General features: G+C 60.8%; 9 protein-coding genes. 2 read left to right on the plus strand and 7 right to left on the minus strand.

Going from position 1 to position 12,384, the window contains the following annotated elements:
• Nucleotides 1–250: 250 nt before the first annotated feature.
• On the plus strand, nucleotides 251–823 hold the full coding sequence (locus ABHT90_RS04940; protein WP_346981799.1) for a hypothetical protein: 573 nt from the start codon (nucleotides 251–253) through the stop codon (nucleotides 821–823).
• A 104-nt stretch (nucleotides 824–927) separates the two neighbouring features.
• On the opposite strand, the gene leuS is transcribed toward ABHT90_RS04940, so the two are convergent.
• Both leuS and ABHT90_RS04950 read right to left on the minus strand, forming a co-directional pair.
• On the minus strand, nucleotides 928–3,504 hold the full coding sequence (gene leuS, locus ABHT90_RS04945; RefSeq protein ID WP_346981800.1) for a leucine--tRNA ligase: 2,577 nt from the start codon (nucleotides 3,502–3,504) through the stop codon (nucleotides 928–930).
• A gap of 370 nt (nucleotides 3,505–3,874) precedes the next feature.
• Nucleotides 3,875–5,386, minus strand: coding sequence for an IMP dehydrogenase (locus ABHT90_RS04950; RefSeq protein ID WP_346981801.1), 1,512 nt, complete (start codon nucleotides 5,384–5,386; stop codon nucleotides 3,875–3,877).
• Between the two features lie 193 nt (nucleotides 5,387–5,579).
• Between ABHT90_RS04950 and ABHT90_RS04955 the strand changes: the two genes are divergently transcribed.
• A complete protein-coding gene (locus tag ABHT90_RS04955) occupies nucleotides 5,580–5,927 on the plus strand; it encodes a winged helix-turn-helix domain-containing protein (protein WP_346981802.1) in 348 nt (115 codons plus the stop codon).
• 225 nt (nucleotides 5,928–6,152) lie between these two features.
• On the opposite strand, the gene ABHT90_RS04960 is transcribed toward ABHT90_RS04955, so the two are convergent.
• The 5 genes from ABHT90_RS04960 to ABHT90_RS04980 form a co-directional block, all read right to left on the minus strand.
• Entirely contained in the window at nucleotides 6,153–7,145 is a 993-nt protein-coding gene (locus ABHT90_RS04960; RefSeq protein WP_346981803.1) for a PLP-dependent transferase, read from the minus strand.
• Nucleotides 7,146–7,241: 96 nt separating this feature from the next.
• The gene (locus ABHT90_RS04965) at nucleotides 7,242–8,780 is read right to left on the minus strand and encodes a glycoside hydrolase family 32 protein (RefSeq protein WP_346981804.1); all 1,539 of its coding nucleotides are present in this window, start codon (nucleotides 8,778–8,780) and stop codon (nucleotides 7,242–7,244) included.
• A 106-nt stretch (nucleotides 8,781–8,886) separates the two neighbouring features.
• Nucleotides 8,887–10,287 (minus strand): PTS transporter subunit EIIC, encoded by a 1,401-nt coding sequence (locus ABHT90_RS04970; RefSeq protein WP_346981805.1) that lies wholly within the window; start codon nucleotides 10,285–10,287, stop codon nucleotides 8,887–8,889.
• A gap of 184 nt (nucleotides 10,288–10,471) precedes the next feature.
• Nucleotides 10,472–11,443, minus strand: a complete 972-nt coding sequence (locus ABHT90_RS04975; RefSeq protein WP_346981852.1) for a LacI family DNA-binding transcriptional regulator — start codon at nucleotides 11,441–11,443, stop codon at nucleotides 10,472–10,474.
• Between the two features lie 272 nt (nucleotides 11,444–11,715).
• Nucleotides 11,716–12,381, minus strand: a complete 666-nt coding sequence (locus ABHT90_RS04980; RefSeq protein WP_346981806.1) for a DUF4956 domain-containing protein — start codon at nucleotides 12,379–12,381, stop codon at nucleotides 11,716–11,718.
• Nucleotides 12,382–12,384: the final 3 nt, after the last annotated feature.

Here is a 12,384-nt window from a genome sequence, read left to right on the forward strand (position 1 = left end):
TGGCCTGGCGTCAGCATGCCGCGATTCAGTCGCGCGGGCAGCATTTCCCAGTTGACAAAACTATAGGAACACCCCCCAAAAGGCCCAAAACGGGCCAAACGTCCCAACCCGCCAAGCGAATCGGGCCCTATGGGCATTCCGCTCTTGGGTGCACATCGGCCAGACTACAGCTAGGGACATTCTGCAGCAAAAGGCCGGCCGCGCGCATTGGCCGCACAACCTTCCAAAACTCTACGGCAAGGAGGCACCCATGAAACGTCACGGCACCCTCTGCACGACCGCGCTCGCCATCGCAGTCTGCTCGTTCGCCCTGATGGGATGCAGCAAAATCGACGGCAAAACCGGGCCATCTGAGCCGAATCCCGGAAGCACCGAAGCTGCCGAGGAAACGACGCCACAGGGTAGCTTCGACAAAATAAACGAAGACATCGTCGATCCCCAGGGCTTGGGTCCTGATCCCCAAGCACAGCTCCCCCTCGACCTCGAGGCAGACGAGAACGTCCATGTTACCTGCGTGGGTAAGGACACGGATGGCTACGGCGACGCCGTGTTGGTCTTTACGGTGGCCAACAATACCGGTGTCGACATGATGTTTGGCGACGTGGACTCCTATGCCTACGTCAACGGCGTGGTCCGCGACGTGCGAATGCGTCAGCCAGTCGCAGCGGGCGAGGAAACGCGCGCCATGCTCACCTTTGTGGGCACCTTCGACGATCCGGACTTTGATGTGAACAACGACCTCAACGACATCTACCTCAACATTAGGATGTTCGAAGAGGCAACGGGCAACGTTTACTTTAGGGACCTGGTGCACATCCCGTAGAAGACGGTGCGACGCATTGACTAAGCAGGGCATACAACACAAAACGAGGGACGACCCAACCGGACCGTCCCTCGTTTATTGCATGTCAGCTTTACGCGCAGCGCTTACTTGACCACCAGGTTGACCAGCTTGCCGGGCACGCAGATGGCCTTGACGACCGTCTTGCCCTCAAGCCACTTGGCAACGGCCTTCTCGGCGGCAGCCTGCATGTCCTCATTGGAGGCATCGCGGGCAACGTCAACACGACCGCGGACCTTACCGAGCACCTGAACCACAATCTGCACCGTGTCCTCAACGGACTCGGCCAGGTCGAACTCGGGCCAGGCAGCGGTGTAGGCGTTGCCATCGCAGCCGAGGGCCTCGTGCCACAGCTCGTCGGCCCAGAACGGGCAGATGGGGGCAAGGACGCTCACGATATCCTTAGCCACGCCGTAGCACAGCGCCTTGTCGCGGGCGGTACCCTCGGTGGCGTTGAGGTAGGCGCTCGCCGCGTTGACGAGCTCCATGACGGCCGAGATGGCGGTGTTGAACTGGCCGCGGTCGAAGTCCTCGGTGCACTTGGCGATGGTGCGGTGACGCTCGCGATAGAGCTTCATCGCAACCTCGTCGAGCGCGGACTTGTCGAAGGCCACGTTGGCGTCGCCGGACTGGACGAGCTGCCAAACGATACGCCAGGCGCGCTTGATGAAGCGGTTGGCGCCCTCAACGGCCTTGGGATCCCAGTCGAAGTCCTTCTCGGGCGGGGCGATAAACAAGATCGCCAGACGCATGGTGTCGGCGCCGTAAGGTTCGATGACCGAGCTCGGGGGCACCACATTGCCCTTGGACTTGGACATGGTGTCGCCGTTCTCGTCCTTGACCATGCCCTGGCACAGCAGGTTGGTGAAGGGCTCGTCGACGCTCAGCAGGCCCAGGTCGCGCAGTGCCTTGGTAAAGAAGCGGCTGTAGAGCAGGTGCAAAATAGCGTGCTCGATGCCGCCGATGTAGTTATCGACGGGCATCCAACGGTCTGCCGCCTCGCGGGAGAAGGGCAGCTCGGTGTTGTGCGGGTCGGTATAGCGCAGGTAATACCAGCTGGAGCAGGTAAAGGTATCCATGGTATCGGTCTCGCGCTTGGCCGGGCGACCGCAGACCGGGCAGGTGGTCTCGTAGAAGTCCTTGCACTCGGCAAGGGTTTCGCCGGCGCCCAGGTCCAGGTTCTCGGGCAGCGTCACCGGCAGCTGATCCTCGGGCACGGGCACGATACCGCAGTGCTCGCAGTGGATGGCCGGGATGGGGTTGCCCCAATAGCGCTGACGGGAAATGAGCCAGTCGCGCAGACGGAACTCGACCTTGCGACGACCGCAGCCCATGGCCTCGAGGTCGGCCACGATCGCAGCCTCGCCCTCGGAGTGCTTGCCGCCGCGCATGCCGGTGTACTTGCCGGACTGGACGAGCGTGCCCTCGGCAGCGTGAGCGCAATCCCAGTCGACGGTATCGGCATGGAAGGTATCGATGGTCTCACCGCTGGCCTCGACGGCAGCGCGATCGTCATCGTCCAGGATGATCGGCACGATCGGCAGGTCGTACTTACGGGCAAACTCAAAGTCGCGCTGGTCGCCACAGGGAACGGCCATGACGGCACCGGTACCGTAGTCGGCAACGACATAATCGGCAACCCACACGGGGACCTTCTCGCCGTTCACGGGGTTCACCACGTAGCGGCCGGTAAAAGCGCCGTGCTTCTCGATGGTGCCCTGGGCACGCTCGACGGCAGAGATATGCTTGGAGTCCTCGACGATCTTGGTCACGGCTTCCTCGTACTCCGTGCCCTCGACGAGCTCGTGCAGACGGGCGTACTCGGGAGCCAGGACAAAGAAGGAGACGCCAAAAAGGGTATCGGCACGCGTGGTGAAGACGGTGATCTTGCCCTCGTCGCCCTCGATGGGCTCGCCATCCTGGTCGCAAAGGGTAAAGTCGACCTCGGCGCCCTCGGAGCGACCGATCCAGTTGGCCTGCATCTGCTTGACGCGCTCGGGCCAGCCGGGGAGCTTCTCCAGGTCGTCGAGCAGCTCTTGGGAGTACTCGGTGATCTTGAAGTACCACTGCTCCAGGTCGCGCTTCTCGGGCTCGGTGCCGCAGCGCCAGCACTTACCCTCGGTGACCTGCTCGTTGGCCAGAACGGTCTTGCAGTTAGGACACCAGTTGACCGGGTTCTTCTTGCGGTAGACCAGGCCCTTTTCCCACAGCTTCTCAAAGATCCACTGACCCCAGCGGTAGTAGTCGGGGCTGCAGGTCTTGACCATGCGATCCAGATCGTAGGAGAAGCCCATGCGCTTCATCGTGGCGAGCGCCTGGTCCATGTTCTTATACGTCCAGGCGGCAGCCTGCGTATTGTGTTTGATGGCGGCGTTCTCGGCAGGCAGGCCAAAGGCGTCAAAGCCGATGGGGTGCAGCACGTCGTAGCCGCGCATGCGGGCCTGACGGGCCATGGCATCGCCGATGGTATAGTTGCGCGCGTGGCCCATGTGCAGGTCGCCCGACGGATACGGGAACATCTCGAGCACATACTTTTTAGGCTTGCTGTCGTCGGTGTCGACGGCAAAGAGGTTGGAGTCCTCCCAGGCCTTCATCCACTTGGACTCAATGGCCTGCGCGTCGTAGGCAGGGATCTCGTCCTTATGGTCTGTGCAATCGCACATATCAGCTCCTTTAATCTTAGCTGGGGTCGGTCGGCTTAGCTTTATTCGCTACTGCGGACAGTCCTGCGCAAGACGAAGAGCACATTTAGTGCTCTTCTTTGCGTGCGGAACTTGTAGCGAACAAAGCTAAGCCGCCCGACCCTAAGGTTGACTCGACTGATAATAGCAAATACGACAAGCGAGATGCCTGCGACTTGCAGGCATCTCGCTTTATCTAAATAACGTGGTTGTGAATCAACCGCTAATTGTTACCCGCCCAAGCATGGTCGGGTTTTCCAAGTGCCGCAGATTGCCGTGAAAGAGGAGCGACGCGTACTTTGGTACGCGAGCGACGGTTTGAACGGCAAGGTACGGTGCTTGGGAAAGCCGCTTAGCGGTAGCTGACGCTTTGCTGGGAGTCCTTCACGACTACGTCGTGGGCGCCGCCTTCGACGATGGAGGTAGAGCTGACCAGCGTTAGGCGTGCCTTTTCCTGGAGCTCGGGGATCGAGAGAGCACCGCAGTTGCACATCGTGGACTTGACCTTGTAGAGCGTGCCGCCCACGCCGTCCTTGAGGGAGCCGGCATAGGGAACGTAGGAGTCGACGCCCTCGACGAAGCTGAGCTTCGCGGCACCACCCAGGTCGTAGCGCTGCCAGTTGCGGGCACGCGCAGAACCCTCGCCCCAGTACTCCTTCATGTACTGGCCGTTGACGTTGACGCGCTCGGTCGGGCTCTCGTCGAAGCGGGCGAAGTAGCGGCCCAGCATCATAAAGTCGGCACCCATGGCAAGGGCGAGCGTCATGTGGTAGTCGTAGACGATGCCGCCGTCGGAGCACACGGGCACGTAGACACCGGTCTCCTCGTAGTACTCGTCGCGAGCGCGGCAGACGTCGATCAGCGCGGTGGCCTGGCCACGGCCGATACCCTTGGTCTCACGGGTAATGCAGATGGAACCGCCGCCGATACCGACCTTGATGAAGTCGGCACCGCAGTCGGCCAGGAAGCGGAAGCCCTCGGCGTCGACGACGTTGCCGGCACCGACCTTGACGTCCTCGCCGTAGTTGGCGCGAATCCACTCGATGGTGCGCTTCTGCCACTCGCTGAAGCCCTCGGACGAGTCGATGCACAGGACATCGGCGCCGGCCTCGATGAGCAGCGGCACGCGCTCGGCATAGTCGCGGGTGTTGATACCGGCGCCGACCATGTAGCGCTTGTCGCCATCGAGCAGCTCGTTGGGGTTGGTCTTGTGGCTGTCGTAGTCCTTGCGGAAGACGATGCCCATGAGGTGATCGTTGTCGTCGACGATAGGCAGAGCGTTGAGCTTGTTGTCCCAGATGACGTCGTTGGCAACCTTGAGGCTGATGTTCTTGTCGCCCACGATGAGCTGCTCACGCGGGGTCATGAACTCGGAGACCTTCGTATGGTGATCATCGCGGCTGGGGCGATAGTCACGGCTGGTGACGATGCCCAGCAGCTTACCCTTGGGAGTGCCGTCGTCGGTAACCGGCATGGTGGAGTGACCGGTCTTCTCCTTGAGCTCAATGACCTGCTCCATGGTCATGTCGGGGGTCAGCGTGGAATCGGACTGAACGAAGCCGGCCTTGTGATCCTTGACGGCCTTGACCATAGCGGCCTCGGACTCGGCGCTCTGGGAACCGTAAATGAAGGACAGGCCACCCTCGGTAGCGAGCGCGACACCCATGTCGACGCCCGAGACGGACTGCATGATGGCGGAAACCATGGGGATGTTCAGGGTGATTGCCGGCTTCTCACCGCGCTTAAAGCGGGTCAGCGGCGTCTTAAGAGAGACGTTGTTGGGGATGCACTGCGAGGACGAGTAACCAGGGACCAGCAGATACTCCGAAAACGTGTGGGACTCACCGGGAAAGAACGTAGCCATGTTTCTCCTTTTTCCATGCGACCGGTCGGCTGCAGGCCTCGTAGGACCCAGCCCAACCTTGGGCGCCCAATACTGGGGAAGTATCTTATCGCACTTTGACTGCTACAATGCATGATTTAAGAAGAGCACACGAGGGTTTGACGCAGGCTTTGCGTTTGCCCAGCAAACACTTTAGCGGGGAGACGTGGAGCGCATGGAGTACAAGACGACGGCAAAATTGGTCATTCAAGCGTGCGACAAAGACCTGCCGGGCGTGTTCGGTCACGGTTGCGTTTTGTTGCTGCAGGGCATAGCCCGCGAGCACTCGCTCAACCGCGCGGCCAAGAGCATGGGCATGGCGTATTCCAAGGCGTGGCGCATCGTGAATGAGGCCGAGGGGCAGTTGGGCTGCAAGCTCATCGAGCGCGACGGCGCCCGAGGGTCCACGCTCACGCCGGCCGGCGAGCGCGCCATCGAGGTCTATGAAACGCTGCAGGCCGAAATCAACGAAGTCATCGCCGTGAAGGCCAACGACTTGATCTCCAGCATCAACGCAAAGTAGTCTTTTTGGGACTAGCTGCAGGTGCACCGCACACTCGAATTAAGGTGCGCGCCACAAAATGGGCCCATCTACTACGTTTAGCTGAATACCCTCGACCATACCGAAAATCGTGATAATAAAACCGCTGGTAGACGGCTTGCTTGTTTTTAAAAATAGCCGGTATGGTCGACCCCTAGGGGTTAAACGTAGTAGATAGGCCGTTTTCGTGGCACAGGCCCCGATGAGCTATTTTCGGAGGGCGTTGTCGAGAGCGGTCGCCACCTGAAGGGGGTCGTCGGTGCCGGCGAAGAGGCGGATGGTACTCCCCTGCTTGCCTCGCGGGGCCGAGAGACGTGTTGTTGCGCCGCCGGCGGGCGATGTGCGGAACTCATCCGGAAGCATGCTGAAGAATTCGCCCGCGGTACGTCCCATCAGGTCGAACTCCACAGCTGGACCAAAACCGTGCTCGAGGATGCCCGTCGCGACGGCGTGATCGGGATGCGAGGTCAGCCCGGGATAGCGCACGTTGCACACCATCTCGTTCGCGGCCAAATATTCAGCCAGCGCGCGGGCGCGATCGAAGTGCGCCTGCATGCGGGCATCGAGCGAGGACAGTCCGCGTTCCAGCACCCCGGCCTCATCAGCGGATAAATCGAGCGCGGCCAAACCGCACCCCTCGAGCAGTGCATGCGCACACTCAGCCGCAGCATCCACGCGATGGCGCTTAAGCTGTGAGCGCGCGATCGACGCTGCCACGAGCTTGCGCGGAGCCTCGCCGGCGCCCACGCGATCGAGGGCCTCGAGCGATAACACGGTACCCAAGCGCAACGGATCGCAACCAAAGATGCCAGCCACAGTGTTATCTACCACGAGCAGCGCGTGAGCCTCACGAGCCACGCGTCCCAGCGCGCGAAGGTCGGGTACGCGCAGGCCAAAGCCGCCGATGGAGTTGACGAACCACCACAGGCGCGGGCCCTCAGCATCAAACGAAGCGTCATAGCCCTCGGACGCAACGCCAAACGCCTCGACAGACGGCTCCCCCACCATCACAACATCGCAGCCCTCAAAGCCACTCGAGAAAGCATCCTCAAAGTCGTCGGCAAACGCAACCAAGCGGTCACCCGGTCGCACAATCCCCAGCTGCGACAGCGCCGCCGGCACATGAGAGGCAGCAACCAGTCGCGCCTCGCGCGCACTGGACCTCAAAGCCCAGGCCTCTTCTAGCTGCTGTACATCCACGCGGCACCGTCCCTTCATAAGCAAAAACCCACGATGCGGGTGTTCCCCGCATCGTGGGCAACGGCTGCAGTATAGCGCCGATAGGCGACCAATCGCCTAGATGTTGAGCGCGTGATAGGTCACGCTCGCACCCGGGGCGTCAACGGTCACGCCATAGGCCTCGGGATAGATGCGCGTCGAAAACACGAGCGCGCCATCATTCACAAACACCTCGACCGACGAAACATCGCCGACAATGCGCACGTTACGAACCTCGTCGACGGGCTCCCAGCGCACGGTACGACCGCAGCCGGCAGAAGCGCGATCCTCATCGGCAAATCGCATCTCAAAGCGCGCGGGTAGCTCGCCGTTGGCGGGCACAAACGCCAGCTTCAGCTCGCCATCAACGGTCGCGGTAAATGCGCCGTCGACACCGTCGACAACAACGTCAAAGCAGGTTTCGCCGGCAACCTCCAACGAGCCCCCCCCTACACGCACCGAGGCATAATGATACTCAATCTCGCGCGCCGGCTGCTGCAGCACCACGCCGCCAGCACCAGCTGTAAGCTCGCGCGGCACCGTCATGCAGTGCTGCCAGCCGCACACCACGGTCGGTGCGTTGCCATAGGTCGGCTCATCGGGCATGCCCATCCAGCCGATTAGAATATGACGACCATCCTCGGCCGTGAACTCCTGCGGCGCATAGAAGTCAAAACCGGCGTCCCACAGGCGGAACTCGCCCAGCTCATAAGCGTCCTTGCCACCCGTAATGTCGCCCGTTACAGGCATGTAGCCAGCGACGTATACGTTGCCGCGGTCCCAACGGCCGCCCTCGAGGCCCTGGGGCGAGAACGACAAAAATGCAGCGGTATCGCCATTCGCATCGAGCTCAATATAGCCAGGGCATTCCCACATAAAGCCAAAACGCTCGGGCGTAGACACACGGCTCTCGAGCTCCCAGCTCAGCATATCGGCCGAGCCATACACCAAGATCTCGCCCACATCGCGACCGGCGCCCTCGCCGTGCATAGCACAAAATCGACTATCGACATGCGGACCATCCACGCGACGACGGGCGCCCAGCACCATGTGATAACGCCCGTCCGCGTCACGCCACACCTTGGGATCGCGCACGTGGCAGGTCAAATCCTCGGGATAATCCTCGGACGCCAGCACCACGCGCTTTTGGCTGAACTCCCGACCGGCAAGGCCATCAACGCTCTCCACATAGACGGTATCGGCGCGGCGGCCGGTATTGACGTAGTCGTACGTACCGTCAGGATCGGAAAGCTTAACGTTGCCCGTATAGAGCACGCGAATGCGACCGTCTTCGGCAAGCGCGGAGCCCGAATACACACCATGGCAATCGAACGGCTCGTCGGGCAGCAGTGGGGCGCCAACGTAATCCCACGTCATAAGATCGCGACTCGTCGCATGGCCCCAGGCCTTAACGCCGCCCTCGACATCAAACGGCGCATACTGAAAATACGCATGGAACACGCCGCCTGCCTGGCAAAGACCGTTGGGGTCGTTGAGCCAGCCCACCGGCGGCATAATATGGAAGCGCTGGCCATACGCGCCATGACCGCACTCAGAGGCGGCAGCGTCAACAGCGGCAACCAGTTTTGCAAGGTCGCGGCCAAGTGCATTAGACATATCAAAGTCCTAACGGATCGAAAGTAACAAGGCGCCAGAGATCGACACCAGATACGGGAAACGCCCGCGAGCATACAACCCGCGGGCACCCTTCAATCAAAAACTCTCAGGCCTGCTCGGAAGCCTTAGGCTCGTCCTTGTACAGGACAAACGAGACGGCAAAGGAGACCAGCGCGGCAACCGCAAACATGATCGCGTACTGCACGGGCTGGGCCAGGCACAGCAGGATACCGAAGATACCCGTAACACCCGTGCCGGAGGCAGCCAGCGAAGTGAGCGCGCAGACCAGGGCACCGCAACCGCCGCCGATGCAGCCGGCGATGAAGGGCTTAAAGAAGCGCAGGTTCACACCAAAGATGGCAGGCTCGGTAATGCCCATGAAGGCGGACAGGGCCGAAGGAAGCGCCAGACCCTTGATCCTGGCATCGCGGGTCTTAAAGGCAACGGCGAGCGCGGCACCACCCTGGGCGATGTTGGCAGCGCTGGCGATGGGCAGCCAATAGGTCACGCCGTACTGAGCGAGCTGGCCCAGATCGATGGCGGTGTACATCTGGTGGATACCGGTAACGACCGTGGGGGCATAGAACAGGCCGACGATAAAGGAACCGATGCCAAAGGGCAGGGTGAGCAGGGCCTGAATCAGACCGAGAATGGCGTTCTCGGCCCACACGAAGATGGGGCCGACGGCAACGAGGGTCACGAACACGGTCACGTACACCGAGACGAGCGGGGTCACAAAGAGGTCGAACATCTCGGGAACGATCTTGTGCAGACGCTTCTCGAGGAAGGCCAGAATAGCGCAGGCGATGACGATGGGGATAACGTGGCCTTGATAACCGACCCACTCAAAGCTGTACACACCGGGGATGACGTTGACCATGGTCTGCACGCCCTCGGAGGCAACCGTGTAGGCACTCTGTAGCGAGGAGTTGATGAACGCACCACCGACAACGGCGCCCAGATACGGGTTGGCGCCAAAGGCCTTAGCGGCGGAGTAACCGATCAGGATCTGCAGAATGCCAAAGGACGTGCCCGAGACCAGGTCGGCAATCTTGTAGATAAAGTTATTGGTGTCGAGCGCGATAAAGCCGTTGGAGGCCATAAAGTTGAGGGCACTCATAATGCCCAGCAGCAGACCCGAGGCCACGATGGCAGGGATGATGGGGACAAAGACGTCGCCGAGCACCTTAATGGCGCGCATAAAGATGTTCTGCTGCTGCGCCGCGGCCTCCTTGACCTCGGCCTTGGTGGCGGCCTCGACGCCACTGAGCGCGATGAACTCCTCGTAGACCTTATTGACGGTGCCAGTGCCAAAAATAATCTGGAGCTGGCCCTGGGCTTCAAAGACGCCCTTAGCGCCGTCGATATTCTCGAGGGCCTCCTTGTCAACCTTCGCGTTATCGGCAATCACCAGGCGCAGACGCGTGGCGCAATGCGCGGCAGAGACGACGTTGCCGGCGCCACCGATGTTGTCGAGCACCTCTTGGGCTGATCTGCGGTAGTCCATGACTTCCCTTTCCTCCAACGGGTGCATGTGCACCCGGCCACCTTTGACACTCACACTGTAATCGTTTTCAGTTTCATATGTCTGTAATCGTTTTCATAGTAGGATGAACGGTAGGAATATGCCGGCGAATGGTAGTTTTACGGCAAAAACAGGCGGCTCAGAGGCAGGCAGACGTGCCCAGAGTCTAAACATTCATAAGCTGATGGCCGAGCTTGAGCGTCTTGAGACCGCGCTCCCCCTCCACGCCATCGAGCGTGTTGAGCAACATATTGGTCGCCTCGACGCCACTGGTCAGGTAGCCATAATGCACGGTGGGAATGCCGCCCGTCAGCGCGCGCAAAAACGCGTTGTCGCCAAAACCGCTCACGCGGTGTATACCCTCGCCCATGCCGCGAACCTCATCTATGGCACGCAGCGCGCCCGCCGCCATGGTGTCGGTCGCGCAAGCGATAAACGAAACATCGGGGTCGACGGAAAGCAGTTCACGCGCCGCACCATAGCCCGAGTCGAGCGTAAACGAGCCCAGGCGAATCAAGGCGGCATCGAGCGGGTTGCCCGCGGCGCGCAAGCCGGCCTCAAAACCGCGACGGCGGTCATAACCGGCCGCGCGGTCCTCTTCGGTAACTCCAATATAGGCAATCTTGCCGTCCACGCGACCCGCAAGCGCATGGCCCAGCTCAAAGGCGGCCTCGTAATCGTCGTGATAGACGCACGCCGCGCCCTCAACATTCTGACCGATCAGCACGATGGGCACACGGCACGATTCAATCGCCCGACGGTGCTCGTCGGTAATCATGGTTGCTACCAGTACAATGCCATCGACCGGGTGGTTTTGGAATAAATCAAGGTATTCGAGCTCGCGATCGGGGGCATTGTCGGTATTGGCAAGCAACATCTGGTAGCCACGACGACCGAGCACCTGGCCGATGCCGGCGGTAATGCGGCTCACGGATTCCGAGTTGATCTTGGGCACGATGACGCCGATGAGCTTGGTAGAGCCGGTGCGCAGCGCGCGAGCCTGGCTGGACCGCACGTATCCGGTCAGCTCAATCGCTTGCTTAATGCGCTCGGCCTTATCCGCCGAGATATATCCACCGTTGAGGTAGCGCGAGACGGCGGCGCTCGAAACGCCGGCCAGCTCGGCCACATCTTTCATCTTTACCACGAGCACCCCTGTCATTGAAATCGCTTACACAATGATACCCAACCCATACCGGCAAATTTAGCAAATGGGACGAGCCACATGGATCATTTCAACAGCCCAGGTCAAGCAAACGTCAGCGAGCGCGCAGCTGCCGTGGCGAGGTGCCGCGAAAGAGTAGCGACGCGTACTTCATGTACGCGAGCGACGGTTTGAGCGGCAGATCGCCCGGCAGATGCGTGCGCAGCGTCGAGCGGTCCGGCGTTCGTCAGAACGCCGGAACAAAGTTAGCCGTGATACTCGCCGTTGTACTGGATGAGCGTGAGGTCCTCCACGCCGTCGAGCGCGCGGATAGCGTCGGCATAGGGCATATCCACACCGTCAGAGAACACCTCGACGGCCATCTCGACTTTGTCGCCGCGCATAGTCTTGGACTTGACGGTGAACTTGGTGCGCCCAAAGGCGCGCACGATATCGTCACCGGTGGTCTGGCCCGTGTAGTGAATGACCATCATGTACACGCGCGCCTTGTCCTGGTGGCTCGCGAAGCCGGCGATCATCGCCACGATGACCACCGCCGTGAGCCCCACGAGCGCATACATGCCGGCGCCCGCCGTAATGCCCGTGGTAATGGCCCAAAACAGATACAGCAGGTCGAGCGGGTCCTTGACCGCCGTACGATAACGAACGATGGACAGAGCACCGACCATACCGAGCGAGATGACCACGTTCGTCGAAATCGCGAGCGTCACCATGCACGTGAGCACGCACATGCCCACGAGCGTCACGGCAAAGCTGCGCGAGTACACCACGCCGGTAAAAAAGCGCTTGTACACGCAATAGATCAGGATGCCCATGGCGAGCGCCACGAGCAGCGACAGACCAATCTTGGCAGGGTCGACCTGGCCAAACGCCTCCAAGACGGAGTTCTTAAAAAAGTCCCTGGTGCTCATGGT

The organism is Collinsella aerofaciens (assembly GCF_039758815.1).
Classification (GTDB): domain Bacteria; phylum Actinomycetota; class Coriobacteriia; order Coriobacteriales; family Coriobacteriaceae; genus Collinsella; species Collinsella aerofaciens_BP.

Bases quoted from the DNA above. Each gene is read 5' to 3' on its own strand.
- ABHT90_RS04980 (WP_346981806.1), bottom strand. From the start codon at position 12,381: ATGAGCACCAGGGACTTTTTTAAGAACTCCGTCTTGGAGGCGTTTGGC.
- ABHT90_RS04965 (WP_346981804.1), bottom strand. From the start codon at position 8,780: ATGTCTAATGCACTTGGCCGCGACCTTGCAAAACTGGTTGCCGCTGTT.
- ABHT90_RS04975 (WP_346981852.1), bottom strand. From the start codon at position 11,443: ATGAAAGATGTGGCCGAGCTGGCCGGCGTTTCGAGCGCCGCCGTCTCG.
- ABHT90_RS04970 (WP_346981805.1), bottom strand. From the start codon at position 10,287: ATGGACTACCGCAGATCAGCCCAAGAGGTGCTCGACAACATCGGTGGC.
- leuS (WP_346981800.1), bottom strand. From the start codon at position 3,504: ATGTGCGATTGCACAGACCATAAGGACGAGATCCCTGCCTACGACGCG.
- ABHT90_RS04940 (WP_346981799.1), top strand. From the start codon at position 251: ATGAAACGTCACGGCACCCTCTGCACGACCGCGCTCGCCATCGCAGTC.
- ABHT90_RS04955 (WP_346981802.1), top strand. From the start codon at position 5,580: ATGGAGTACAAGACGACGGCAAAATTGGTCATTCAAGCGTGCGACAAA.
- ABHT90_RS04950 (WP_346981801.1), bottom strand. From the start codon at position 5,386: ATGGCTACGTTCTTTCCCGGTGAGTCCCACACGTTTTCGGAGTATCTG.